A 24,131-nucleotide genomic window follows, 5' to 3' on the forward strand; every position below is an offset into this window, starting at 1 on the left:
TGCACCTGATCAAATTTGCTGTTGCCGCTGATCAGTGAGCGCTGAAAGCTGGCGATGGCGCTGATGATGTTGGCCCAGTTGACCGGCTTGGCATCACCCGGAAAGGCTGCGGCAAACTTCGGCGCGTACAGCGCGTCGCCGGCAAAGCGTTGCAGGACGGCAAAACGGTTGCTCTCGTTGATGCCCATTTCGATCGGGTTTTCACCAAACAGCGGCACTTCCATCTGGCGCTCCAGCACCACCAGTGAGGGATTGGCCCAGGTGATGGTCGGGTTGTAGGCGACATTGCCCAGCGGCTGGGCGTTGCGCGCGGTGAATTCACCGGTGGAGCCACGCGACACGGCCAAACCATCGGTAAACGCCTTGTCCTGGAAATGACAACCAGCGCACGCCTGCTTGCCATTGCCAGACAAACGCTTGTCGTAAAACAAGAATCGCCCCAGGTCCACCTTGGCTGCGGACATGGGGTTGTCAGCCGGCACCGCAGGCGTCGGAAAGCCGGCGGGCAAGGCCCAGGTCCAGGTCGTTGCGCTGCTTGTGGCAGGAGCCTCGGAAGACGCCCCGCCGCCACAGGCGCTCAGACCCAGGCCCAGTGCCAGCGCCCCGAGCAGGGCGCTGCCGACCGTCAGCGTCATCCACCAGCGGTGTGGCTCAGACATTACTTGGCCACCGCCTTGAAGATCTTCTGTGCGGCACCACCGTTGATCGGCAAACCGGTCGAACCACTGCCATAGCTGATCTGCAGCTCGGTGAAGATGACCGGGCACTCGGGGTCGGTCGCGCCCGACATGCAACCTGGCGCGCCGCCCAGCTCTTTGGTCAGATCACTGGTCTTGAACAGCTGGCCCAGGTCCAGCGCCACTCTTTGCGTGCTGGCATCGAACGCGGCCAGGCTGAAGTCCATCATGTTTTTGTTGGTGCAGACGCCGGTGTTCGGAATGGCAACACCCGCTGCATCAAGTTTGGGGGTACAGCCGGTGGAACCCAGATGCAGGTTGTAGGTGGCAATGCTGCTGCCGTCGGGCTTGGCCAGTCCACCCACCGGGTTGAGCTCGATCTTGGTGAACTTGCGCCCGGTCTGCCACGACCACAACAAGGCGGTGCTGTCCAGTGGTGCAACGCCCCCGGTGGCAGTGCTGTGGTTCATGTTCTCTGGCACTCCCACGGTGGCTTTCAGGCCGACATAGGTGCCGCCGGGTACCGTGCCGGTGATGACGGCATTGGTGTCTGCCGTGTTGTTGGCGGTGGCGCAGGTGCCAGTGGCGTCTTCCAGGTCAATCAGGGACACGGTTTCGCTACCCTGTGTGAGTTGCCACTTGTTGGCGTCGAGCTTGACCGGCACCGCCACACCCTTGTCGTTGACCAGTGACACGTTGGTGAGATAAAAGCGCAGGTCTTTCACATCAGCAGCCAACGCAGTGGTGCCCATCCCGGTGAGTTGACTGCCGCATTTGACGGGTGTGCTGCCGTTGAGCGCAGCAAAACTGATGGACACGGCCTTGTCGGGCAAGGGGCCATCGTCACCACCACCGCCGCAAGCGGTGAGCACGGCAGTTGCGATCAGGCTGGTGGCAGCCAGGGTGTAGAAGGAAGTTTTTTTCATTGGAAAGCTCAATAGGTTAAGGATGAAGGTTCAATGGCGATGTTCGCCAACGGGAACAGCGCGCGGGGTTTGCACCCAGACTCGCACGGTCTGGGTCCCTGCGCGCTCAAAAATCAGGGTCAGGTCAAAGCGATCGCCATCTTTCAATGGCTGCTTCAGGTCAATCAGCGACAACTGGTAGTCGCCGGTGTGGCGCAGCAAGGTGGTGGATTGCGCCGGCAGTTCGATCGCATTGACCTGCATGCCGCGAAAACCCCGCGCATCGGGCGCCAGTCGATGCAGCTTCACCTGCGCCGCCACCGGGGTGCTGGCGCCGAGTAGCTGGTCGGCGCTGCGGCCCTTGTTCTGGATGCCACGCAGGTACGCCTTGCCGTGGGGCTCATTGGGCAGGCTGGGCAAGGCATATGGGTGATCCAGCAGCAGGTCGCCCGAGCGCACGCCATGGGCCAGCCCGGCCAGGGGCACGACCATGACGCAGGCCAAAAGCACGCACCGCACCAGCCAGCCAGACCGGCAGACAGCAGAACTCATCCACAAAACTCCTGATTGACATCAAAATACGCCTCCAGCCCATATAGGGACTGCAGGAGGCACTATGAAGTTTGAGTCAGATAGCGTGCGGAGGAGCGCGTGATGGCGGTGCCGGTGCGATGAAAGTGGGTAAAAACTGCTGGGGCGCAGGCGCTGGCGCGAGGGCATGGCCAGAGGCCACAAAGTCGGCCGGCCAGGCGCTGGGTGGCGGTGCGGCGCGCTCTGCCAGCAACAGGCAGAACGGACAGTGTTCAAGAATTTGCGCCGAGTCCGGCGCATCAGACGACGCTGCAGCCAGCGCTGAAAAATCGGTATCGCCGGCGCGGTCTGGTGACGGAGCCAGCGCCATCCAGCGCGGCCCGGTGCTGGTACACACCTCAACCCAGGCAGCCGTGTCGCCCCGGCTCCAGTTCAGCGCGTGGGAAACCGTGGGTGCCAACGCTGCAAACAAGGCCAACAACAAGGCCAGCCACAACGCCCACGGGCGCTGCGGCTGAATCTGTCTGAAGCTTGGCCTGCTGCGGTGCATGGTGCGCCCGTGCTACGCGCCCAGATGCTCAGTGGCTGGCCGCTGGTTTGGCGCCATGCATCGCATGGTCCATGGCGGGTGCTGCCTTGCCACCCGGTGCAGCCATGGCCACCGGTACTTGGAGTTCCTGCTTGCTTTCAACGCCTTTCGCGTCTTTGAACACCAGCGTCAACGGCACCGTCGTGTCCTTGGGCAGCGGCTCTTTCAGGTCCATCAGCATGACGTGGTAGCCGCCCGGCTTGAGTTCAACCGTCTTGCCGGCGGGCAGCTCCAGACCGCCCTTGACTTCGGCCATCTTCATGACGCCGCCGTCCATTTTCATTTCATGCACCTGGGTGACACCGGCCACTGGCGATGAACCTCCGACCAGCCGCGCACCGTCTTTGGCCGTCACCAGCATGAAGACACCGGTGGCCATCTGCCCCTTGACCGTGGCACGCGCCCAGGCGTTCTTGACCTCCACTTGGGCCGAGGCCACTAAGGCAAATACCGCCAATGCGGTAGCAGTCATCAATGATTTAAGTTTCATGGGATATCCTTTTCTTGAATAAACAGCACAACGTGCAGGATGGGTTGACAAGACAAACAGGGGATCGCCCGAAGCACCCTCAAGGCGATAAAAACAGACAAGAAACTGGCGCTAGCGCATACCCAGTATGCGTTTGCAGCTACTGTTTTTGCTTCAAAGGGTTGGTGGCGCGCGCGAAGGCGGTGGTGCTGCAGTACGTGCAGCAATGTGCGCCGCAACAACAGGTTGCAGCGCATGGCCCAAAGGCTGGGCAAGATTCAATGCCAATCTGTGAAACACGGGCGGCGCGCCACCCACCACACACAAGGGGCAATACGTATCCGCCGCGGGCGTGCTGCTGAGAGATCCGTCCGCATTGAGTGTGACCTTCAGCATGCCTGCGGCGCTACAGATCATCAACTCCTGCTGCGGGTTGACCATCGGCGACGCCACCGCAACCCCAAGCGTCAGCGCAAACCACAGCAGGGCCACTTTGGCCAGCCAGGGTGAGGTGCGCAGGGTTTGGAAGACGGACATGGGGCGCGATTATGCATTGACAAATCGCAAAGCAGGCCACCGTTGGATGCAGCTGTGTGTCTGTGCCAACACGCGGGCATGATTTCCAGTACCCTTGACCCCTGTCTTATCCTCACGCTGGCTTCTCTTGACACACGAACTTTCCCCCAAACGCGAGCTGTGGCTGTTGCTGACGCTGGCCGGCATCCAGTTCACCAATATTCTTGATTTCATGATCATGATGCCCTTGGGGCCGCAGTTCACGCAGCTGTTTGGCATCTCGGACGCCAGTTTTGGCTTGCTGGTGTCGGCCTACACGCTGGCGGCAGGTGCCTCGGGGTTGCTGGCCACCACCTACCTGGACCGTTTTGACCGCAAAAAACTGCTGCTGATGCTCTACATCCTGTTCGGCTTGGCCACGCTGGCCTGCGGGCTGGCCAGCAGCTATGACACGCTGATGGCCGCGCGCGTGCTGGCCGGCCTGTTTGGCGGCGTGTTGTCCGCGCTGGCGCAGACCATCGTGGCCGATGTGATTCCGTTTGCACGGCGGGGTCGTGCCATGGGCATTGTGATGACCTCGTTCTCGGTGTCTACCGTGGCGGGGGTGCCGATGGGCTTGTACCTGGCCGCCCATTTCAGCTGGCAGGCACCGTTTCTGGCCATTGCAGCCATGGTGGCCTTGCTGGTGGCTGGCGCTTATGCAACGCTGCCCACGCTCGATCAGCATTTGCACACCGGTCAACCGCAAAGCGCCCTGGGTGCCATCGGGCGGGTGCTGGCCGACCCGCACCATCGGCTGGCCCTGCTGTTTTCCAGTCTGCTCATGTTTGCCGGTTTTACGGTGATCCCGTTCATCACCATCTACCTGCAAGCCAATGTGGGCTGGCCGGCCGAGCGGGTGCCGCTGGTCTATCTGTTTGGCGGTGTGGCCACATTGGTCACCGCGCGCCTGGTGGGTGCCATGGCAGACCGGCTGGGCAAGGTGCGGGTGTTTCGCTGGATGGCACTGGCTGTCATGCCCGCCATGCTGGCCACCACGTTGACGCAAGGACTGCCGGTGTGGGCCGTGCTGGGGGTGTCCACCGCGTTCTTCATCAGCATGAGTGGCCGCATGATCCCCGGCATGGCCATCATCAGCGCCTGCGCCAACCCGCAGCAGCGCGGCAGTTTCATGGCACTGAACTCGTCTTGCCAGTCCGCAGCCATGGGGGCAGCAGCGTATGTCGGTGGACAGATCATCAGTCGCGACGCCCACAACCTGGTGCAACACTACTGGGTGGCGGCGCTGCTGGGCTGTGTGGTCAGCCTGATCACCTGGGTGCTGGCCGGCCAGCTCAAGTTGTATGGTGCTGGCCCCAGGCCCGCCTGAGCCGGGTCACTGATGCTATTCTTTGCGCCATGAACAGCCTATTTCACTTCGCCTTCAATGTCACCGACCTGGACCAGACACGCGCCTTTTATGGCGGCGTGCTGGGCTGCCGCGAAGGCCGCAGCACCGACACCTGGGTGGATTTTGATTTCTTTGGCCACCAGTTGTCGATGCATCTGGGGGAGCCCTTCAAGACCGCCGCCACCGGGCGGGTTGGCGACCATCGGGTACCGATGCCCCATTTTGGTGTCATCCTGACGACGCAAAAGTGGTTGGAACTGGCGGAGCGGCTGACCGGGGCCAAGGTCCAATTCATCCTGGAGCCGCAACTGCGTTTTGCCGGTCAACCTGGTGAGCAGTGGACCATGTTTTTCTGTGACCCGTTCGGCAACCCGATCGAGGTCAAAGGATTTGCCTCGGCAGAGGGTGTGTACGCCACATGAACTACACCTTTGTCTCGGCCACCATCCTGCTGATCCTGATCACCGACCCGATCGGCAACATCCCGATTTTTGCCAACGCGCTGCAGCATGTGGCCCCACAACGCCGCGCCCGGGTGATCCTGCGCGAGGTGTTGATTGCCTTTTTGCTGCTGTTGACCTTCATGTTCATTGGCGAGAGTTTCTTGCGACTGATGAACCTGAGCGAGCTGTCCTTGCAGATTGGTGGTGGCGTGATCCTGTTCCTGATCGCCTTGCGCATGATTTTTCCGCCACCCAAAGGACCTGAGACGCCCGAGTCAATGACCGAGCCCTTGATCGTGCCCCTGGCCATACCGGCCATTGCCGGCCCGTCGGCGCTGGCCACGGTGTTGCTTCTGGTGTCGCAAGCGCCTGAAAAACGGCTGGAGTGGATTGCCGCCTTGTGTGTGACGATGACGGTCAGCGCCGTGGTGCTGGTGCTGGCCGAGCGCATTCAACGCGTGGCCGGTGACCGCTTTGTGGTGGCGCTGGAGCGGCTGATGGGTCTGGTTCTGGTGGCATTGTCGATCGAGATGATGCTGCGCGGCATCAAGACCTTTGTCAAACAGCTTGCCGGGGTCTGACACGCCACCTGCAGCGCCGTCAGCGGGGCAGCCCGAGCGTCACACTTTGGGCGATGGCACCAAACACCGACAGGCCATCACGCCCTTTCATCTCGACGTTGACGCTGTCACCTGCCGCGAGCCAGGGCGTTTTGGCCTGACCGTCTTGCGCCAACTCCAGCGCGCGGCGCGCCGCCACACTGGCCTGGCCGCAACTGCTGTCGGCCTGACGCACCTCGCCCATGCAGACAATGGCGCCAGCACGCAAACGCCGGCGCGCAGCCAGCGCAGCGATCAGTTCACCGGCGTGTTGCCGCAGGTCAGACCCAGCGTCGAGCAAACCGAGTTTGCGCCCGTTGATGCTGCATTGCAGGGTCAGATGCAGCCGCCCATGCCGCCAGGCGCTTTCACCGCCAAACACCAGTTCATCGGGTGTCACCGCCACCGGGCTGAAGGCGGACTGCGGCGTTGCAGCCAGACTGCGCCACGCGGCATCGGTATCAGGCAGCGCAACACGCAAGCGGGTATGGCTGACCAGCATCAACAGTCGCACCGCCTCCAGCGCCTGTTGCGGCGCAGCCCTTTCAGGCACATCACCTGTGATCAGCGCCCAGCTGGCCTCAAAGTCGGGCAAATCCGTGGCAACACCGGCGCGCAGCTCGGCGCTGGGTCCGGCCAGTTCATCGGAAAACCCCAAGACCCATGGGTGACCGGCCCCAGCGGTGCCGGACTGGTCGGCATAGGCATTGCCCAAGGCCAGCAGGTGTGCTCGCGGCAGTGGCGCCATGCACATCCGCGGATCCAGCGGGAAGGCGTGGCGCGCCTTGCCGAAATTGAGGGTGTCGTACAGGTCCTGCAGCTGGGGCGACATGAAGTTCCAGTCGTCCAGCACCTGCTGCAGATGGTCGGCAATACCGGTCGCATAATGCGCCGTGCAAAGGTCGCGCGACACCACCACCAACTGGCCATCGCGGGAACCGTCGTTCAAACTTGCAAGTTTCATGGTCAGACCTAGTCAGGGAAAACAAATTCTAGTGGACACCTCCAATCGCCCGACATGGCGCCGCCCGGCCCCGCTGCTGCTGGGCCTGATGGTGCTGTTGGCGCATCTGGGGCTGCTGCAGTCCATGCCGCTGGGGTTGAATCCGGCCAGCCCGCGCAGCGACGCCGCCATGCGTTTTGTCACCCGCAGCATCACACCGCTGCCGCAACCCGAGCCTGTGATGCCCACGCTGGCGGCACCGCAACGGCGCACAGCCGCTACCCGACCCGCAACGCCAGCGCCGCAGGAAGCACCCTCACCGCCTGGCCTGACCGGCGACCAAAACGGCGCGCCACACGCGCCCGGCCCCGGCGCCACCGGCGCAGAGACCGCCACGGTGGCACTTGCCGATGCCGTGGGCGACCCGGGCGACCCGGGCGACACCGCCGAGACCGCCGTTTCGCCCGGCGCATCACCACCGCCTGACGCCGAGTCCAGCGTCGAGTCCGCGGCGGCCATGCCCGCCGACCCACCCGCGTCCGCACCCGAAGTGGCCGCACCCGAGGTGATGGCCCTGGCCGCCCCGTCTGCTGAGGCCTTGCGGCTGCGCCACCCGCGCAACCAGGCTGCGCGCTTCAAGGTTGCCAGCCTGACCGGCTCAACGCGGTTGAACTACGAGGTGCGCAGCAACAAGTTGCCGATCACTCTCAAAGGCGAGTTGCTTTGGCAAAACCTGGGTGACCACTATGAAGCGCGGCTGGGGTACAGCGCCTTTGGCCTGAGCCGCTCGCAAACCAGTCAGGGGCAGATCACCACTGAGGGGCTGGTGCCCGAGCGTTTTGCTGACAAATACCGCAACGAGGTGGCCGCGCACTTCAATTACCCGCAGGGCAAAGTCAGCTTCAGCGCCAACACCCCCGACGCCCCCCTGCTCACCGGTGCACAGGACCGATTGAGTGTGCTGCTGCAACTGGGTGCACTGGTGGCCGGTGAACCCGGCCGCTTTACCCCCGGCACCCTGGTGACACTGCAGACCGTAGGGCCACGGGAAGCCGATGTGTGGCTATTCACCTTTGAGGAAAGCGAGACTTTGGCACTGCCTGGCGGTTCAGTTCAGGCCATCAAGCTGGTGCGCAACCCGCGCAAACCCTATGACCAGAAGGTTGAAGTCTGGCTGGCACCCCAGCTGGGCTATCTGCCCGCCCGCATCCGCATCACCGACACCAATGGCGATTCGGTCGACCAGCAGTGGCTGGCCAGCGCTGCGCTGACCAACCCGCCGTGACCCCGTTCACCCCTTGAAAACCTGGTATCCGCAGCCAGCTGCAGGGGACTTGTGATTCATGGATAATTTGCCGATGCACACCCTCTACGACTCTGAAACATACTGCGTCACGCACATGCTGGCCAATGCAGTCGCCGCTGACGTGCCCGCTGACGAACTGAAAGAAGGCGAGCAGGTGCTGATCGTGCCACGCCTGGCACGCCATGGCTTCGAGATTGTGGACAAGCGCGCCAACAAAGAGGTGTACCTTGACGGCTCCTGGGCTGAGCTGTTTCAACAGCAGATCTCGGCCTGGCAGGAAAAAACCCCCACCCAGGAAGAAGTCGAAGACAAGCTGGGCGAATACGCGCAGCTGGCACAAAACCCGGTGCGCATCCATTAATTTGCATCAAATCGGGCTCTAGCGCATAGCCATCAAGGGATTATTGCTATTGTTTTAGCTGTTATTTTGGTGCGAATCCGGCATTGATATGAGCTCCCGGGCTGGAGCGACAATAGCTGCCCTATGAATCCTGTCTACACGCTGACCCTGTCCTGTCCTGACCGTCTGGGTCTGGTGCACGCGGTTTCGGGTTTTTTGCTCGAACGTAGCGGCAACATTGAAGAAGCCGCTCAGTACAACGACACCAGCACCGGCCTGTTTTTTATGCGGGTGCAGTTTGCCTGCGGTGCGCACAGTTTTGACGCGCTCAAAACCCAGCTTGGCAGTTTTGCCACGCCTTTTGAGATGCAGTGGCAACTGCATGCACAAGCCCAGCCGATGCGCACCGTCATTCTGGTCAGCAAGGAGGGCCACTGCCTCAACGACCTGCTGTTTCGCTGGAAAAGCGGCCTGCTGCCGCTGGATATTCGCGCCATCATCAGTAACCACCGCGAGTTTTATCAGCTGGCCGCCAGCTACAACGTGCCGTTTCACCATTTGCCGGTCAACGCCGCCACCAAGGCGCAGGTAGAGGCGCGCCAGCTGGAGATCGTCCAGAGCGAAGCGGCCGAACTGGTGGTGCTGGCGCGCTACATGCAAATCCTCTCAAACGACCTGTGCCGCGCGCTGGCCGGGCGCGCCATCAACATCCACCACTCGTTTTTGCCCAGCTTCAAGGGGGCCAAGCCGTATTACCAGGCGCACGACCGCGGCGTGAAACTGATTGGCGCCACCGCCCATTACGTGACCGCCGACCTCGACGAAGGCCCGATCATCGAGCAGGATGTGGCGCGGGTGGACCACAGCAAAACGGTGGAAGACCTCACCGCCCTGGGCCGCGACACCGAGAGCCAGGTGCTGGCGCGTGCCGTCAAGTGGCACAGCGAGCACCGGGTGCTGCTCAACGGGCACAAGACGGTGATCTTCAGGTAAGAGCGGCGTGTTCCACCAGTCAGCTTATAACGGTCGCGTCTTGGGCTGGCGCTGACCCAGCGAGCCGGGGGTGGCCACCTGGCTGGGCTGACCAGGCGGACTCCGACAGATTTATCCTTGCAAATCATGGAATGAAACTCCATAATTGCAAGGATGTTTCAACGACACTCGTTACCACTGCTCACCGACGAACTGCAGCACACCCCCGCCGTTGCCCTGCTGGGCCCACGCCAATCCGGCAAAACCACGCTGGCGCTGGAGGCGTCAAAGACCATCGCCAGCATTTATCTCGACCTGGAGTCCGAGCGCGACCGCGCCAAGCTGGCTCAGCCTGAGCTGTATCTGGCCGACCACCTGGACAAGCTGGTCGTTCTGGACGAGGTGCACCGCGCGCCACACCTGTTTCCGGTGCTGCGCGGGCTGATCGACCAGGCTCGCCGCAACGGCAAGCGCACGGGACTTTACCTGTTGCTGGGTTCGGCCTCGCTGGATTTGCTCCAGCAGTCGGGCGAAACCCTGGCCGGGCGCATCGCCTACCTGGAGCTCAGCCCGCTCCATCTGCTGGAAACCGGTGCAGACCATCTGGATGCCTTGTGGCTGCGCGGCGGCTTTCCTGAAAGCCTGACCGCCCCCAGCGACGCGCGCAGCCTGCGCTGGCGGCACAACTTCATTCGCGCCTACCTGGAGCGTGACATCCCGCAGTTTGGCCCGCGCATTGCAGCCGACACCTTGCGCCGCTTCTGGACCATGCTGGCGCACCACCAGAGCGGCATGCTCAATGTGGCCCAACTGGCGCGCAACATTGGCGTGGATGCAAAAACCGCACAAAGCTACATCGACCTGCTGTGCGCCCTGCTGCTGGTGCGTCGCCTGCCGCCCTGGCATGCGAATGTGGGCAAACGGCTGGTCAAGTCCCCCAAGGTGTATGTGCGCGACAGCGGTCTGGTACACGCCCTGCTGGACATTGAAACCAAGGAAACCCTGTTGTCGCACATGGTGCTGGGCGCCAGTTGGGAGGGCTTTGTGATCGAGAACCTGCTCAGCTGTGCACCCCCTGGTGTGCAGGGCTGGTTTTACCGCAGCAGTGGTGGTGCCGAGGTGGACCTGTTGCTGCAGTGGCCCGGCGGTGCGCTCTGGGCCATCGAGGTCAAACGCAGCCTGACCCCCAAGGTCGAGCGCGGCTTTCACGCCGCCTGCGACGACCTGAATCCGGCACGCAAGCTGGTGATTTACCCCGGCACCGAGACCTACCCCTTGGGACACGACATCCTGGCCATGCCCTTGATCACGCTCTGCCAGCAACTGGGCTTGCCGTCCGATCCATCACAATAAGCCACCCATGTCCGCGCCCAAACCCATCACCTGATTGCAAGCCTTGAGGCGCCTGCCTGGGTGGGCCGCCTGCCGGGCTTGCGCTGGGTCGAGGCGCGCATCCGGACTCTGCCGCCTTACGGGGCCGCTGGCTTCAGGATTGATCCTTGCGAAACCGTCCATAACCCGCAAACACAGCACCCAGCACCAGCATGATCGCCAACCCAGGCAGCGGCGCCAGAACGTGGTATTCACCATGGCGCGGCCCTTTTTGTTTGCCGCCGTAAAAGTCCGGGCCGCGCTGCAAGTACAGGCGTCGGCTGCCATCGGCTGCGGTTTGAATGCCGCCGGGTGGCACCTTGTCGGCGGGGGTGACGGCCAGCACACCACTTTGCATGGCCAGCACAATGGCCAGGCACAGGGCACCCGTCACCGACCAGGCCAGCACGGGTTGGCCACGCGTCGGCCGGATCGTGGGCAACGGGGTGGCGCCGTAATAGAGCAACATGCCCGCCGCCGCAGCCACCAGATTGGTCAGGAAGTCGTTGAAATCAAGGTAGTCGCTGTAGCTGGTGGTGATCCACAGGTACTGCAGCAGTTCGTCGCCCATGCCCATCAGCGTGGTCCAAAACAGCACCTGACCCACCACCCAGCGGCGGCGCTGCGCATCCAGCGTCCGTGCCACCAGCCAGGCCAGCAGGGCGTATTGCGGGTAATGGGCATATTCGTTGGTGGAAAAAGTCAGGTACTGGTCGATCATGACGGCACTGGCCAGCCACAGCAGCCACATGCCGGTCGTCAGCACTGGGCGCTCGCTGCGGCGCAGCTGCCAGGCGATCCAGCCCAACAAGCCCACGCCCCCGACAACGGCCACATAAGGCACCAACTCGGCAAACGCCATGCGTCCCATGAACGTGTCGCGCCCGCGCACCAGCCAGAGTGAGAACTGCAGATGCGCCAGGCAAACGGTCACGTAATAGACCAGCGTCGCCAGCGCCCAGCGCCAGGACAGCCATGTTTCAGAGGATGGATGCAATGAATTGGTCATGGTGTTTGACCGGGCGGCGGTCGCACCGGCGTCAGTGTTCGGATAGCCATCGGCAACACCGCTGTGCCGTCCCAGCCAGCACCGGCCTCGCTGGGCAATTTGAGCCTGGGCCAGGCACGCGGACTGGCCCAGGCGGACTGATTGCGGGCACGTTCACATTGGGCGGGGTATTGGTCGGCCCCACCCAGGTCCATGAACAGCCCAAGACTCAACCAACTTTCACGCAGGCTGCCCCACTCGGTCAGATACGCCGCGCCCAAGGCGCGGCAGGCGCTGGCGCTGAGATGGTAGTGGTCGTCACCCGTGCCGTCCACAAACAGGGCGGTGCTGTTGTCATGCGCCGCACCCAGGCCCAGGTCACCCAGTGTGTACTGGTCATCACCACCTTCGTCCAGAAAAACCCCCACCGAAAAATCGTGGGCCGCACCGATCGAGGTGGAATGACTTGCCAGGTACTGGTCATTCCCGCCACCACGCTTGAGCAGCACACCGGCACCCTGGTGCGCTGCCGCACCCATGGCGTACCAGGCGGCTTCGAACCGGTTGTTGCCGCCATCGTCCACCAGAATTCCCAGCCCCTGCTGATAACCGGTGCCCTGTGTAAAGACCTGGGCACGGTAGTGGTCGTCTCCCGCCAGATCCACCAGCACACCCAGGCCACCCGCGGTCGAACGACCGTCCGTTGCATCGGCCCGAAAGCCCCGCCCGGCGCCCTGCCCCATGGAGGTGTTGTGATCTGGCAACTGCGGCGACGGACGGATGAGTGGTGTGTTATCCAGCGTGTAGTGATCGTTGCCGGTCGGGTCAAGCAGCAGTGCCACTCCCAGCGGGCCAGCCGACGCCTGGGCGTGGGTTTGGGCGCTAAAACGGTCGCTACCGGGGCTGCTCAGCAAGACTGCCAGACCACCAATGGCGTGCGCCTGCGCGTGGCTGCTGGCCGTGAAGTGGTTGTCGCCGCCACCATCCACCAGCAGTGCTGCACCAAAAAGTGCCGAAGCCTGCGCATGCTGGCCGCCTTGGTAGGTGTCGCTGCCCTGGGTGTCCCACAAAATGCCATACCCCAGCGTGGCACTCGACGGGTCCGCGCCGGGACTGCTGGTGCTGTAGTGGTCGTTGCCAAGGTGGTCCAGCAAAACGCTGATGCGCTGCGAGGCACTGCGCGGCAGGAACTCGTAGTGATCGTCACCACCCACGTCAAGTACCAGCAACGGGTCCTTGAGCTGGTAATGGCGGGCCTCACCCGTGGTATCGATCACGATCTGGCCCATGGGGGTGTCCAGGGTCCAGCGGACGACAGGCAAATGCGGTTCAGTGCTGACAAATTTTTGCAGCCGCTCGGTTGCGGCGACCAGATCCTGCATGCCAGCCAGCAGGGCTTCGCGGTCAATCATCGGCAGCAGCAAACGGTAGTCCGGCTCTTCCAAGAGCTGCAAATTGCCGTCGAGCGCCTGGCGCTGCAGCAGCGCGGGTGTCAGCGTCGCAGGCAGCCTTTCCAGGACGCGTTGCAGAAACTGATGGGATTGGCCCATGGCCGACAGCATCACCGCCAGTTCAAAGCGCAGTGGCGCTGGCAGTTGCCTGGCGTCTGGCAGCTCAGCTGCCACATTCAGCTCAGATCCGGCCGGCGGCTGCAGCCAAGCCAGACTGGCAGCCAGCGGGTCAGCGCTGTGGCGCAAACGCCTGTCGATGGAGAGCCATGCAGATTCTGCGCTGCGCGACACCTCCAGTCCCGCCAACGCGCCGACAAAATCAAGTGTGGCATGGGGCGACGCATGCAGCTCGCGACAGGTGTCGGCCAGCACACCTGCGCGGTACGGCGCATTCAAAGGCTGATCCATCACACTGCGGTACAAAGGCAGTTGATGCGCTCGGGTTGACGACATGGCCAGTCGTTGCGGGTCGGGCGCTGTTTGGGTGGGGGACAGACCGGTCAATTCAAGCAGTGTCGACAGCGGCCCGGACGCCGGTGACTGTATCGACTGGATCGGCTCGCCCTGCGCAATGCCAAAGACCAGCCCGCACCCAAGGCATACAGTGGCCCAAACCCGGCGCATGCTTATAGACCGGTTCGGGCTCTTGCCGCCACTTTGTTGGTATTGGCCATGACCTCACCCAGACGCACGGGGGCAGCGGGCTGCCAGGCCGGGTTAAATTCCATCAGGCTCTTGGGAAACAGCATCACCACCGTTGATCCAAGCAAAAAGCGGCCCATCTCCTCACCTTGCTTGATGAGTTTGTTGCCGTCGTGATAGCGCCAGTCCTTGATCTTGGCCTGGCGTGTCGCGTTCACGACCCCATGCCAGACGGTGGCCATACTGCCCACCACCGTCGCCCCGACCAGCACCAGGACAAAAGGCCCTTGTGCACTCTCGAAAACACACACCACCCGCTCGTTGCGCGCAAACAGACCCGGTACACCACGCGCTGTGGCCGGGTTGACCGAAAACAGGGCACCGGGTACATGAATCATGCGGCGCAAAATGCCATCACACGGCATGTGAATGCGGTGGTAGTCCCGGGGGCTCAGGTACAGCGTGGCAAAGTAGCCACCGTCAAACTGGCCGGCCAGATCAGCATCTCCCCCCACCAAGGCCACACTGCTGTAGTTGTGCCCCTTGGCCTGGAAGATCCTCCCGCCGTCGATGCGGCCGAACTGGCTGATGGCCCCATCCACCGGGCAAATCAGCGCAGCATTCGCCAGGGGCCGCGCACCCGCCTTGAGTGCACGGGTAAAGAACTCGTTGAAGGTCGGATAGGCGGCGACGTCGGGCTGTGCGGCCTCGGCCATGTTGACCCGGTAACGCCGGACAAACCAGCCAATCAGCGCCGTGGTGACAGGTCCACCGCGCCAGTCTGCCACCCAACCCGCCAATTCAGAAATCGCCTGCTTGGGCAGCAGGTATTGCAACAACACGGCCAGACGTTCAAACATGGGTGGACTGAGAGAAAAAGTGAAAAGCCATTCTATCGGTCAGGGCTATTGCTCACACAAGCCCTCACGACTGGTGCCAGAATGCGACGTCTGAAAACCGCAGCGCCATCCAACTTCTGTTCATGAACCATCCCGCCTATACCGCCCTGACCAACACTTTCACCCGCCTGTACCGTCTGGGCCATCTGGGCGCTGTTGCCGGATGGGACCAGGCGGCCATGATGCCGCCCAAGGGCAACGAGGCACGCGGGGCCGCCCTGGCTGAACTGCAGGTACTGCTGCACCAAACCATCACCCACCCGAACCTGGCCGAACAACTTCAAGCCGCCGCACTTGAGCCGCTGGACCAGGCCAGCCTGGCCAACCTGCGCGAGATGCGGCGCGACTGGCAAGTGTCCAACCTGTTGCCCGAGCGTCTGGTGCAAGCCCAGGCGCTGGCCGGCTCGCGCTGCGAACACGCCTGGCGCACCCAGCGCAAGCAAAATGACTGGGCCGGTTTTCTTGGCAATTTCCGCGAGGTGGTGGCGCTCGCGCGTGAGCAGGCACAGATCCTGTCGCAAGCGCAGGGGGTCAGCCCCTACGACGCGCTGATGGATATGTTTGAGCCTGGCACCCGCAGCGCTGACATTGACCGCATTTTTGGCGATGTCAAGACCTGGCTACCGGATCTGGTGCAGCAAGTGCTGGCCAAACAACAGGGCGAGCCGGTGCTGCCCGCGCAAGGGCCATTTGCCACCGAGCAGCAACGCGCGCTCGGGGTGGAGATCATGGGTCTTTTGGGTTTTGACTTTGACGGTGGCCGGCTCGACGTCTCGACGCATCCGTTTTGCGGCGGCGTGCCCGAAGACGTGCGCATCACCACCCGCTACACCGAAGACGACTTCATGCGCAGCCTGATGGGCATCGTGCACGAAACCGGCCACGCCCGCTACGAGCAGAACCTGCCGCGCGAGACGCTGGCGCTGCCAGTCGGGCGCGCCCGCTCGATGGGCATCCATGAGAGCCAGAGCCTGTCATTTGAGATGCAGCTTGGGCGCAGTCCGGCGTTTCTGGCGCTGATTGCGCCGCGGGTCAAAAAGCATTTGGGCGATCAACCCGCCTTTGCCCCTGACAACCTGGCGCGCCTGTACACCCGTGTTCAACCCGGCTTTATCCGGGTGGACGCCGACGAGCTGACCTACCCGGCGCATGTGATCCTGCGCTACGAGATCGAACGCGACCTGATGAATGGCCAGATCGAGCCCGAAGACATCCCGGCGTTGTGGGACGAAAAAATGGCGCAGTACCTGGGGCTGGATACGCAGGGCAACTTCCAGAACGGCTGCCTGCAAGACATCCACTGGACCGGGGGTGCGTTTGGCTACTTTCCCAGCTACACGCTGGGTGCCATGTACGCGGCGCAGTACTTTGCCACGATGCGCCACTCGATGCCGGACCTGGATGCACGCATCGCCGCTGGCAACCTGTCGCCGGTGTTTGACTGGCTCAAGGCCAATATCTGGACCCAGGCCAGCCGCTGGCCCACAGCCGAGCTGGTGCAACGCGCTACCGGCGAGCCGCTGAACCCGGCGCATTTCAAGGCGCACTTGCAGCGACGCTACCTGAATCAGTAGCAATAAATGCCCTACTGGTGTTCGTCTGTCGTCTGTGGCAGTCTACGAACATGCCAGATGCCCGGGTGCCGCCAGGCCCACAACGCCAGCAAGAGTGCACCGAATCCGCCCAAACCCAAGGCGTAGCGCAAGCCCAGATGCTCGCCCAAATACCCGCCCAGCAGTGCGCCTGGCCCGGCAGGCAGCAAAATCAGCCAGCGCATCGTGCTGGTCATTCGACCCAGCAATGGTGCCGGCGTGACAGCCTGGCGCAGCGCCAGAAAGTTGATGAACATCAACACCGCACCAACGCCAAAGCACATCAGCATCAACACAAAACTCACCACTCCCCAAGCCCCCAGCGGCGCCACCGCCAGTTGCAGCCAGCCGGCACCAGTGGCGGCAAAACCCGCGACCAAGCTGGGACCAGGGCCAATTCGCGCTGAAATGCGGTGACCAAAGATACTGGCCAGGACCGTCCCCGCGCCCAGGCCCACATAGCAAAGACCAACCTGGTGCTCAGTCAGACCGAGCTCTCTGGTGGCAAACAGGATCTGCACCACCATCGCACACTGGTGAAACAGTTGCCAGCATCCCACCGAGACGGAGAGCGAAACCAGCAGCGGCTGGCGCGCAACAAAACGCAAACCCTCTCGCAGATCACGCCAAAAATGTGTTCCGGCTTTCGGCGCCAGCGATTCCTGGACGCGGATGCCACGCAAAATCAGCACGCTGAGCATCAGCATGACTGCGTCCGCCAGCAAGGCAAACGGCGCGCCGGTGAGCTTGATCAGCGCCCCGGCCACACCCGGACCAGCGACTTCGGCACCTGAGGAGGCCAGCGCATTCTTGGCGTGCGCCTCCACCAGCCGCTCACGCGGCACCACTTGCGTCAGCACAATCTGCGCGGCGGTGCCCGCGGTGACAAACACGCAGCCGATGCCGAATGACACCGCGTACATATAGGGCATCGAGAGCCAGCCAAAGTACCAGCCGAGCGGAACGCTGGCCAGAACCAGGGCAATCAGACCTTCGCCCGCCACATACACCGGCAGCTTGCGCACCCGGTCCAGCCAGACGCCAGCCGGCAGCGACAGCAGCACAAATGGCAACAGTTCCATGCTGGTGAGCACGCCCATTTGCGAAGGCGTGGCCTGCAGCAACACGGCCGCCGTCAACGGTAGCGCCAGCATGGTGATCTGACCCCCCAGCGAGCTGAACAGAATGGAGGTCCAGAGGCGCCGGTACGACGCATCTCGCAGCAGGTCGTGCGGTGCCAACTTGGGCTTCATGCGCCTGAGTCGGGTCAAAAAAGAGCGCCCGGCGCTTGTGGCATGGGACGTCATGGAACCTCTTGGGTAGCTCCCCGACTGGGGAAAAAGGCTGTGATTCTAATGAGATGGTGCCAAACTGTCATGGTCACTTTGGCGTGCGATGGATCTACGATGGGTATTGCAAAAGCGCCATGCAATGTAACAATGGCCGTCATGTCTGCTGCCCGCATCCCTCCCATTCAGTGTCTGCTGACTTTTGAGGCGCTGGCGCGCCTGCGCAGTGTCACGCAAACCGCAGAGGAGTTGTGTGTGACGCCCAGCGCGGTGAGTCACCGCGTGAAGCAGCTCGAACAGATCATTGGCACCAAGCTGTTTGGCCGCGCCGACTTTTCTCTCACCGTCGAGGGCGTAGCCTACCTGGCGCATGTGCGCGAAGGGCTGGCGATGTTGCAACGCTTTCCGGGCGCGGCCAGCCAGCCTGGCAAACGCAAGTTGCGCCTGGCCGTGACGCCGACCTTTGCGCGCTCGATCCTGATCCCGAGGCTACGCCAGTTCACCGAGACCTATCCCGAGATCGACCTCACGCTGCAAGTGTCGATCCCGCTGCTGGATGTGGTGGCCGAAGATGCCGACCTGATCATCCGTTTTGGCACGGGACGATATGCTGACCTGGAGCACACCTGTCTGATCAAGGACGAGGTCACGCCGCTGGCATCGCCCGCTTTTGTCCGCGAACACGGGCCGTTTGAGCTGCCGCAAGACCTGGAGTCCGAGCCGCTGCTGCGCAGTCCGCTGGAGCCCTGGCGGACCTGGTTTGCCGCCAACGCACTGGACTGGCCCGAACCGGTAGAGGGCTCGCAGTTCAACGACATCGGTCTGATGTGTGATTGCGCCGCCGCCGGCATGGGCATCGCCCTGACGCGCCTCAAGCTGGCACAGCCCTGGCTGGAGTCTGGCGCGCTGGTGCGCCTGGGCAGCAGTGCCTGTTTCTGCGCCAGCATCCCCAGCCCGCACGCGCATTACCTGTGCTGGCGAACCGGGATGATGGAGCGGTGGGAGTGCGTCGCTTTTGCGGATTGGCTGAAACAAAGTGTCGCCTGAGCAACGCAGCGCAGCGAAGAACGGTTGCCAAGCGGTATTGATGCGCCTATAAGCCCGCCGGATGGGCCAACCGGTGCGCAGCCATCCAAGCGGGCAACTCAACGGCCGGCATTGGCCGGGCAATGCCAAAGCCCTGCGCCGCGTCACAGCCAAGTCGCCGTAGTTTCTTGAGATGTTCGGGGGTTTCAACCCCTTCGGCTATGACCTTTCGCCGAAACGCACGTGCCAGCGCAATGACACCCTTGACAATGGCCAGGTCGTCACGATCCGTGAGCATGTCGCGCACAAAACTGCGATCGATCTTCAGCGTCTCCGCGGGCAAGTGCTTCAGATAGGTCAGCGACGAATACCCGGTACCAAAATCGTCCAAAGAAAAAGCGATGCCGCGCGACTGGCATTCCTGGATGACACGCGACACATAGTCGATGTCTCCCAGCGCGCTGGTTTCGAGGATCTCAAAGGTCAGTCTGCCACGCCGGCTTGTTGGGTGTACCGCCAGCAGCTCGCCCACACGTCGGGCAAAAAATTCACTTTGCAATTGGTAGGCACCAACATTCACACTCACCTCAAGGCTCGCCCCCATGGACTCCCACTGAGCCATTTGGGCCAGGGCCGTTGCAATCACCCATTCACCCACGTCGACACTGAGTGCATCGTTTTCGATCATAGGCAAAAAAGTCCCCGGCAGCAGCAAACCATGATCCGGGTGGTGCCACCGAAGCAGTGCTTCCACGCCGAAAACCGCCAGGTTCCGAATGCTCACCTTGGGTTGAAAGTACAGCTCGAACTCGCCGTTGCGCAGCCCGTGCTGGATGCGGTCGCGAGTTTCCCCATGAACTCGCACCGCCCAGTCACTGGCAACATCAAAATAATGAACCCTGTTCTTACCCAACTGTTTGGCGATGTACATGGCCTGGTCAGCATGACGAATCAGCTGGTCAGCGTCAGCGCTGTCTTGTGGGCAAATGGTGACGCCAATACTGGCTGACACCCTGAGGGGCAGACCACCGACCATCACCGGCTCAGCCGCGGCCTCCAGCAAACGGTGCAGAATCGGCTCGCTCTGACTGGGCTGATCCAGATCCACCAGTACCGCCACAAACTCATCCCCCCCAATGCGGGCGATGGTGTCACCATCACGCAGTGCCAGTTTCATCCGGGCGGCCAATGCGGCGAGCAGTTGATCGCCGGCGTCGTGGCCGTGGTTGTCATTGATGGCCTTGAATCCATCCAGATCCAGAAACGCCACGGCCAGTGCGTTGCCATGCCGCTTGCAGCTGGCCAACGACTGGCGCAGCCGATCAGACAACAAAGTACGATTCGGCATGCGCGTCAACACATCGTAGCGGGCGATGTATTCGAGCTGGTCCTGCACGCGGCGCTGCTCCGTGATGTCATGTAACGCACACACATGGCCACCATTGATTTGCACCACCGTCAGCTCCGCCCACAGCATGGAACCACCATCGCGTTGAAAACGCAGCACTGTGCGCCGACCTTCGGCGGTACGTGCCGCACTGCTGAGCGCCGCATCAAAAAGCGGCCGATCGTCGGGTAGCACCTGAAGCCGAAAGACCTGCCCCATCAGGGTGGGGGCGCCTTCACCCATCATGGCGACCCAGGCCCGGTTCAGAAAGACAACGTGCCCGGCCGCATCGAGCTCAAACACCACTTCAGCCAGCAGGTCCAGCCGCTGGCGCATCCGGTTCTCACTCTCCACCAGTGCTTCCAGCAACCGATTGGTCGCAGAGACCTGAAGGTCATTGAGCAGGGATGCTGTCACCATGGCAGAGTCAGCCGCATTGCATCCTCACAACGATCAGATGTCGGTACTGGCCAGCACTTGCGCGTAAAGCGTGAAAACCTGGCTGCAATAGTAGTCCTGTTCGGTCGGTGTTCTGGCGGAAGTACAGTCGGACAACAAGGTCACGCTGTAACCCCGCTCGTAAGCCGCGCGCCCGGTAGAGTCGATGCACAGCGAGGTCACCATACCGGCCAGGAGCACGTGTTCAATCCCTTTGCCCCGGAGAAACTCGTCAAGCTTGGTGCCCGAAAACCCGTTGAAGCCGACTTTTCCCTGCACATAGTCGATGCGATCACCAAACGCCAAAAGCTCGGGCACCGTATCAGCGCCGGGGCTGCCCGCCGCAAACGCCCCGGACTCCTTGATCTTGTGCAAAATACCCGAGGGGTTGGCCAGTGCGCGGTAGTCTGGCGTCAGTACGATCGGGGTTGACACCAGGGTGGCGGCAGTCGGGGCCAGTCTGCGGATCAAGGCCATGGTGTTGTTCAGCACGGTGTCGACCCGACCGGGCTCCTCGACCACACTACGCAAAATGCCATCCTGGGCAAAATAGTCATTCTGGTAACCCACCAGAATCAGGGCTGTTTTTTTGAGGTCCATTTCGGCTCCTTCTTTGGGGTCATCGGGCATCACATCCATTGCAAAAAACATTTCGCAACCAACGAGCTGTGAGCATACTATCTTTGTCGGGGATATCCCCATTTCACAGGGTCTTCAAAATTTACTCAACCCAATGGGTCAGACTCCAGCGTAGAGTTATGGCCTGAGTTTCGATTGACCAAGGACCCACCGTGCTTGCCACATTGCCAGATATGACCACCAAATCACTCTCAAGATCAGAGCTGCAAAGTGAATTGGTAAAAGCGCTAGGCCAGCATTTGCCTATGCATTGTTTGTTGTGGAACAACGAGGACACGACACCCTACGAGTGCGACGGTCTGACCGCCTACCGGCAGCGTCCACTGGTTGTTGCCTTGCCCGAAACCAATGCTCAGGTGCAGGCTGCGCTGCGCACCTGCCACAGACTCAAGGTGCCAGTGGTGGCGCGCGGTGCCGGCACCGGGCTGTCGGGTGGTGCCTTGCCCCACGCGCTGGGGGTTACGCTGTCGCTGGCCAAGTTCAACAAAATTCTCAAGGTTGACCCGGTCTCGCGCACGGCGGTGGTGCAATGTGGCGTGCGCAACCTGGCCATCAGCGAGGCCGCTGCGGTGCATGGTCTGTATTACGCGCCCGACCCCAGCAGCCAGATCGCCTGCACCATTGGCGGCAATGTGGCCGAAAACTCGGGCGGTGTGCACTGCCTGAAGTACGGGCTGACGATGCACAACATCGTGAAGGTGCGCGGCTTCACCATGGATGGCGAGCCGCTCACGCTGGGCTCGGAGGCGCTTGACACCCCAGGCTTTGACCTGCTGGGGGTGGTGATCGGCTCCGAGGGCATGCTGGCGGTCACCACCGAAGTCACGGTCAAACTGATCCCCAAACCCATGCTGGCGCGCTGCATCATGGCCAGCTTTGACGACATGCGCAAGGCCGGTGACGCCGTGGCCAGCGTGATTGGCGCAGGCATCATCCCGGCAGGGCTGGAGATGATGGACAAGCCCATGACGGCTGCGGTGGAAGACTTTGTGCACGCCGGCTACGACCTGAACGCCGAGGCGATTTTGCTGTGCGAGAGCGACGGCACCCCCGAAGAGGTCGAAGAAGAAATCGGCCGCATGAGCGACGTGCTGCGCGCGTGCGGCGCCACCGCCATTGCGGTGAGCCGCGACGAGGCCGAGCGCCTGCGCTTCTGGAGTGGGCGCAAGAATGCGTTCCCGGCCAGCGGGCGCATCAGCCCGGACTATATGTGCATGGATTCAACCATTCCGCGCAAGCGTTTGGCCGATTTGTTGCTCTCGATTTCGGAGATGGAAAAAAAGTACAAGCTGCGCTGCGCCAACGTGTTTCACGCCGGCGACGGCAATCTGCACCCGCTGATTTTGTTTGACGCCAACGACGCTGACCAGTTGCACCGGGCCGAGTTGTTTGGCGCCGACATTCTGGAAACCAGCGTGGCCATGGGCGGCACGGTGACCGGTGAGCATGGCGTGGGCATCGAAAAGCTCAACAGCATGTGCGTGCAGTTCAGTCCCGAAGAGAACGAGCAGATGTTTGGCGTCAAGCGCGCCTTTGACCCGCTGGGCCTGCTCAACCCCGGCAAGGTCATCCCAACACTGCACCGCTGCGCCGAGTACGGCAAGATGCTGGTGCGAGGTGGCCAGCTCAAGCACCCCGATTTGCCACGCTTTTAGGAGCTACTTGTGAAGGCACTGCAAGGGCTAGCGTGCCTTTTGGTGATGCAATCGCTGGGGGAGCTGCTGTCGCGCGGGCTGCAGCTGCCGTTTCCCGGGCCGGTGATTGGCATGGTGCTGCTGGTGCTGGCGTTGCGCTGGACGCCGCTGCGCGCACCGGTGGCGGCTTGTGCCGGTTTTTTGCTGCAGCACCTCTCCTTGCTGTTTGTGCCGGTGGGCGTAGGGGTGATGACGCATCTGGGCCTGCTGAGTCAGTACGGGTTTCGTATGCTGGCGGTGATCGTGCTGTCGACCTGGATTGGCCTGGCCGTCACGGCACTGGTTTTGCGCGCGGCGCAGCGAGGCGGCGATGCCTAAGTTTGTCGAGCTCTGGGTCTATCTTTCCGCCACGCCACTGTTTGGCCTGACCGCCACGCTGGTGGTGTATGTGCTGGCGCAAGCAGCCTACGCGCAATGGAATCAGGCTGCCTGGGCCAATCCGGTACTGTGGTCGGTCGTCTTGCTGGCCAGCTTGCTGAGCCTGTCGGGTGTGGATTACCCGTCGTATTTTTCGGGAGCGCAGTTCATTCACTTTCTGCTGGGGCCAGCGGTCGTGGCGCTGGCCTGGCCACTGTGGGAGCGCCGCGTCGAACTGCGTCAGCGCTGGCGTGGGCTGTTGCTGGCAGCCTTGCTCGGCGGCATGGCGGCCAGTGGCTCGGCGCTGTTGCTTGGCTGGCTGGTTGACCTGCCGCACGATGTGGTGTTGTCGCTGGCACCCAAGTCGGTGACGGCGCCGGTCGCGATGGGCATCGCCGACAAGATTGGTGGCATACCAGCCCTGGCAGCGGTATTTGCGGTGGTGACTGGCATGGTGGGCGCCCTCAGCGGCAAGCTGATTCTTGACCGGTTGGGCGTGGCCAAAGACAGCGCAGGCTGGATGGTTCATGGCTTTGCGCTGGGCACGGCAGCACACGGCATCGGCGCGGCACGTGCCTTGCAGGTCAATGCAAGCGCTGGCGCTTACGCTGGTCTGGCACTGGGCTTGCAGGTGTTGCTGGCTGCCTTGCTGATTCCACTGGTTTTCAGCTGACGGTG

Annotated in this window: 25 protein-coding genes; 12 read left to right on the forward strand and 13 right to left on the reverse strand. The window is 62.3% G+C overall.

The window, feature by feature from the left end; genetic code table 11:
* From KBF66_RS11090 to KBF66_RS11115, 6 genes are all read right to left on the reverse strand, one after another.
* The coding region (locus KBF66_RS11090; RefSeq protein WP_296656400.1) for a cytochrome-c peroxidase at positions 1-659 on the reverse strand (659 nt) is incomplete at its 3' end.
* A complete protein-coding gene (locus KBF66_RS11095) occupies positions 659-1,603 on the reverse strand; it encodes an MbnP family copper-binding protein (protein ID WP_296656402.1) in 945 nt (314 codons plus the stop codon). The genes KBF66_RS11090 and KBF66_RS11095, both read right to left, overlap by 1 nt.
* A 30-nt stretch (positions 1,604-1,633) precedes the next feature.
* Positions 1,634-2,134: a copper chaperone PCu(A)C gene (locus tag KBF66_RS11100; protein ID WP_296656404.1), complete on the reverse strand. Its 501-nt coding sequence runs from the start codon at positions 2,132-2,134 to the stop codon at positions 1,634-1,636.
* A 76-nt stretch (positions 2,135-2,210) separates the two neighbouring features.
* Positions 2,211-2,663, reverse strand: a complete 453-nt coding sequence (locus KBF66_RS11105; RefSeq protein ID WP_296656406.1) for a DUF2946 family protein — start codon at positions 2,661-2,663, stop codon at positions 2,211-2,213.
* 28 nt (positions 2,664-2,691) lie between these two features.
* Complete coding sequence (locus KBF66_RS11110) at positions 2,692-3,192, reverse strand: copper chaperone PCu(A)C (RefSeq protein ID WP_296656408.1); 501 nt, start codon at positions 3,190-3,192, stop codon at positions 2,692-2,694.
* A gap of 153 nt (positions 3,193-3,345) precedes the next feature.
* Positions 3,346-3,708, reverse strand: a complete 363-nt coding sequence (locus KBF66_RS11115; RefSeq protein ID WP_296656410.1) for a DUF2946 family protein — start codon at positions 3,706-3,708, stop codon at positions 3,346-3,348.
* A gap of 127 nt (positions 3,709-3,835) precedes the next feature.
* Here KBF66_RS11115 and KBF66_RS11120 point away from each other — a divergent pair, with 127 nt between their 5' ends.
* The 3 genes from KBF66_RS11120 to KBF66_RS11130 are packed head-to-tail and all read left to right on the forward strand — an operon-like array spanning position 3,836 to position 6,101.
* Positions 3,836-5,056 (forward strand): MFS transporter, encoded by a 1,221-nt coding sequence (locus tag KBF66_RS11120; RefSeq protein ID WP_296656413.1) that lies wholly within the window; start codon positions 3,836-3,838, stop codon positions 5,054-5,056.
* A gap of 29 nt (positions 5,057-5,085) precedes the next feature.
* Positions 5,086-5,499, forward strand: a complete 414-nt coding sequence (locus KBF66_RS11125) for a VOC family protein (protein ID WP_296656415.1) — start codon at positions 5,086-5,088, stop codon at positions 5,497-5,499.
* Positions 5,496-6,101, forward strand: coding sequence for a MarC family protein (locus KBF66_RS11130; protein WP_296656418.1), 606 nt, complete (start codon positions 5,496-5,498; stop codon positions 6,099-6,101). Before KBF66_RS11125 ends, KBF66_RS11130 begins: the two co-directional genes overlap by 4 nt.
* 19 nt (positions 6,102-6,120) lie before the next feature.
* Here KBF66_RS11130 and KBF66_RS11135 read toward each other — a convergent pair whose 3' ends face one another.
* The gene (locus KBF66_RS11135; protein WP_296656421.1) at positions 6,121-7,083 is read right to left on the reverse strand and encodes a fumarylacetoacetate hydrolase family protein; all 963 of its coding nucleotides are present in this window, start codon (positions 7,081-7,083) and stop codon (positions 6,121-6,123) included.
* 31 nt (positions 7,084-7,114) lie between these two features.
* On the opposite strand from KBF66_RS11135, the gene KBF66_RS11140 reads away from it, so the two are divergent.
* The 4 genes from KBF66_RS11140 to KBF66_RS11155 all read left to right on the forward strand — a co-directional run bounded on the left by KBF66_RS11140 (position 7,115) and on the right by KBF66_RS11155 (position 11,033).
* Positions 7,115-8,347 carry a DUF3108 domain-containing protein gene (locus KBF66_RS11140; RefSeq protein ID WP_296656424.1) on the forward strand — a complete coding sequence of 411 codons (1,233 nt, stop codon included), beginning with the start codon at positions 7,115-7,117 and terminating at the stop codon, positions 8,345-8,347.
* A 73-nt stretch (positions 8,348-8,420) separates the two neighbouring features.
* A complete protein-coding gene (locus KBF66_RS11145) occupies positions 8,421-8,729 on the forward strand; it encodes a DUF3567 domain-containing protein (protein WP_296656491.1) in 309 nt (102 codons plus the stop codon).
* A gap of 123 nt (positions 8,730-8,852) precedes the next feature.
* Entirely contained in the window at positions 8,853-9,701 is an 849-nt protein-coding gene (purU, locus tag KBF66_RS11150; protein WP_296656425.1) for a formyltetrahydrofolate deformylase, read from the forward strand.
* Positions 9,702-9,854: 153 nt separating this feature from the next.
* Positions 9,855-11,033, forward strand: a complete 1,179-nt coding sequence (locus tag KBF66_RS11155; RefSeq protein WP_296656426.1) for an ATP-binding protein — start codon at positions 9,855-9,857, stop codon at positions 11,031-11,033.
* A gap of 133 nt (positions 11,034-11,166) precedes the next feature.
* Here the strand turns inward: KBF66_RS11155 and KBF66_RS11160 are convergent, their stop codons facing one another.
* Genes KBF66_RS11160 through asd form a run of 3 tightly spaced genes read right to left on the reverse strand, consistent with a single transcriptional unit; the run spans position 11,167 to position 14,992 of the window.
* Positions 11,167-12,060: a VanZ family protein gene (locus KBF66_RS11160; RefSeq protein ID WP_296656429.1), complete on the reverse strand. Its 894-nt coding sequence runs from the start codon at positions 12,058-12,060 to the stop codon at positions 11,167-11,169.
* Entirely contained in the window at positions 12,057-14,114 is a 2,058-nt protein-coding gene (locus KBF66_RS11165; protein WP_296656430.1) for a hypothetical protein, read from the reverse strand. Before KBF66_RS11165 ends, KBF66_RS11160 begins: the two co-directional genes overlap by 4 nt.
* Before the next feature lie 2 nt (positions 14,115-14,116).
* On the reverse strand, positions 14,117-14,992 hold the full coding sequence (asd, locus tag KBF66_RS11170) for an archaetidylserine decarboxylase (RefSeq protein ID WP_296656432.1): 876 nt from the start codon (positions 14,990-14,992) through the stop codon (positions 14,117-14,119).
* A 122-nt stretch (positions 14,993-15,114) separates the two neighbouring features.
* On the opposite strand from asd, the gene KBF66_RS11175 reads away from it, so the two are divergent.
* Complete coding sequence (locus KBF66_RS11175; protein WP_296656433.1) at positions 15,115-16,605, forward strand: carboxypeptidase M32; 1,491 nt, start codon at positions 15,115-15,117, stop codon at positions 16,603-16,605.
* Positions 16,606-16,616: 11 nt separating this feature from the next.
* On the opposite strand, the gene KBF66_RS11180 is transcribed toward KBF66_RS11175, so the two are convergent.
* A complete protein-coding gene (locus tag KBF66_RS11180; RefSeq protein WP_296656438.1) occupies positions 16,617-17,930 on the reverse strand; it encodes an MFS transporter in 1,314 nt (437 codons plus the stop codon).
* A gap of 141 nt (positions 17,931-18,071) precedes the next feature.
* Between KBF66_RS11180 and KBF66_RS11185 the strand changes: the two genes are divergently transcribed.
* A complete protein-coding gene (locus tag KBF66_RS11185) occupies positions 18,072-18,959 on the forward strand; it encodes a LysR substrate-binding domain-containing protein (protein WP_296656441.1) in 888 nt (295 codons plus the stop codon).
* Between the two features lie 46 nt (positions 18,960-19,005).
* On the opposite strand, the gene KBF66_RS11190 is transcribed toward KBF66_RS11185, so the two are convergent.
* Both KBF66_RS11190 and KBF66_RS11195 read right to left on the reverse strand, forming a co-directional pair.
* Entirely contained in the window at positions 19,006-20,745 is a 1,740-nt protein-coding gene (locus tag KBF66_RS11190; RefSeq protein ID WP_296656444.1) for an EAL domain-containing protein, read from the reverse strand.
* Positions 20,746-20,778: 33 nt separating this feature from the next.
* The gene (locus tag KBF66_RS11195; protein ID WP_296656447.1) at positions 20,779-21,363 is read right to left on the reverse strand and encodes a cysteine hydrolase; all 585 of its coding nucleotides are present in this window, start codon (positions 21,361-21,363) and stop codon (positions 20,779-20,781) included.
* Between the two features lie 212 nt (positions 21,364-21,575).
* On the opposite strand from KBF66_RS11195, the gene KBF66_RS11200 reads away from it, so the two are divergent.
* Genes KBF66_RS11200 through KBF66_RS11210 form a run of 3 tightly spaced genes read left to right on the forward strand, consistent with a single transcriptional unit; the run spans position 21,576 to position 24,126 of the window.
* Complete coding sequence (locus tag KBF66_RS11200; RefSeq protein WP_296656493.1) at positions 21,576-23,057, forward strand: FAD-linked oxidase C-terminal domain-containing protein; 1,482 nt, start codon at positions 21,576-21,578, stop codon at positions 23,055-23,057.
* Between the two features lie 9 nt (positions 23,058-23,066).
* On the forward strand, positions 23,067-23,414 hold the full coding sequence (locus tag KBF66_RS11205) for a CidA/LrgA family protein (RefSeq protein WP_296656449.1): 348 nt from the start codon (positions 23,067-23,069) through the stop codon (positions 23,412-23,414).
* Positions 23,407-24,126 (forward strand): LrgB family protein, encoded by a 720-nt coding sequence (locus KBF66_RS11210; RefSeq protein ID WP_296656452.1) that lies wholly within the window; start codon positions 23,407-23,409, stop codon positions 24,124-24,126. The genes KBF66_RS11205 and KBF66_RS11210 overlap by 8 nt, the downstream gene beginning before the upstream one ends.
* The last annotated feature ends 5 nt before the right edge of the window (positions 24,127-24,131 follow it).

Source organism: Rhodoferax sp. (genome assembly GCF_018063565.1).
GTDB lineage: Bacteria > Pseudomonadota > Gammaproteobacteria > Burkholderiales > Burkholderiaceae_C > Rhodoferax.

Bases quoted from the DNA above. Each gene is read 5' to 3' on its own strand.
- KBF66_RS11185 (WP_296656441.1), top strand. From the start codon at position 18,072: ATGTCTGCTGCCCGCATCCCTCCCATTCAGTGTCTGCTGACTTTTGAG.
- purU (WP_296656425.1), top strand. From the start codon at position 8,853: ATGAATCCTGTCTACACGCTGACCCTGTCCTGTCCTGACCGTCTGGGT.
- KBF66_RS11105 (WP_296656406.1), bottom strand. From the start codon at position 2,663: ATGCACCGCAGCAGGCCAAGCTTCAGACAGATTCAGCCGCAGCGCCCG.
- KBF66_RS11125 (WP_296656415.1), top strand. From the start codon at position 5,086: ATGAACAGCCTATTTCACTTCGCCTTCAATGTCACCGACCTGGACCAG.
- KBF66_RS11190 (WP_296656444.1), bottom strand. From the start codon at position 20,745: ATGGTGACAGCATCCCTGCTCAATGACCTTCAGGTCTCTGCGACCAAT.
- KBF66_RS11160 (WP_296656429.1), bottom strand. From the start codon at position 12,060: ATGACCAATTCATTGCATCCATCCTCTGAAACATGGCTGTCCTGGCGC.
- KBF66_RS11165 (WP_296656430.1), bottom strand. From the start codon at position 14,114: ATGCGCCGGGTTTGGGCCACTGTATGCCTTGGGTGCGGGCTGGTCTTT.
- KBF66_RS11130 (WP_296656418.1), top strand. From the start codon at position 5,496: ATGAACTACACCTTTGTCTCGGCCACCATCCTGCTGATCCTGATCACC.
- KBF66_RS11180 (WP_296656438.1), bottom strand. From the start codon at position 17,930: ATGACGTCCCATGCCACAAGCGCCGGGCGCTCTTTTTTGACCCGACTC.
- KBF66_RS11100 (WP_296656404.1), bottom strand. From the start codon at position 2,134: ATGAGTTCTGCTGTCTGCCGGTCTGGCTGGCTGGTGCGGTGCGTGCTT.
- KBF66_RS11195 (WP_296656447.1), bottom strand. From the start codon at position 21,363: ATGGACCTCAAAAAAACAGCCCTGATTCTGGTGGGTTACCAGAATGAC.
- KBF66_RS11200 (WP_296656493.1), top strand. From the start codon at position 21,576: ATGACCACCAAATCACTCTCAAGATCAGAGCTGCAAAGTGAATTGGTA.
- asd (WP_296656432.1), bottom strand. From the start codon at position 14,992: ATGTTTGAACGTCTGGCCGTGTTGTTGCAATACCTGCTGCCCAAGCAG.
- KBF66_RS11110 (WP_296656408.1), bottom strand. From the start codon at position 3,192: ATGAAACTTAAATCATTGATGACTGCTACCGCATTGGCGGTATTTGCC.
- KBF66_RS11155 (WP_296656426.1), top strand. From the start codon at position 9,855: ATGTTTCAACGACACTCGTTACCACTGCTCACCGACGAACTGCAGCAC.
- KBF66_RS11135 (WP_296656421.1), bottom strand. From the start codon at position 7,083: ATGAAACTTGCAAGTTTGAACGACGGTTCCCGCGATGGCCAGTTGGTG.
- KBF66_RS11175 (WP_296656433.1), top strand. From the start codon at position 15,115: ATGAACCATCCCGCCTATACCGCCCTGACCAACACTTTCACCCGCCTG.
- KBF66_RS11210 (WP_296656452.1), top strand. From the start codon at position 23,407: ATGCCTAAGTTTGTCGAGCTCTGGGTCTATCTTTCCGCCACGCCACTG.
- KBF66_RS11145 (WP_296656491.1), top strand. From the start codon at position 8,421: ATGCACACCCTCTACGACTCTGAAACATACTGCGTCACGCACATGCTG.
- KBF66_RS11095 (WP_296656402.1), bottom strand. From the start codon at position 1,603: ATGAAAAAAACTTCCTTCTACACCCTGGCTGCCACCAGCCTGATCGCA.
- KBF66_RS11115 (WP_296656410.1), bottom strand. From the start codon at position 3,708: ATGTCCGTCTTCCAAACCCTGCGCACCTCACCCTGGCTGGCCAAAGTG.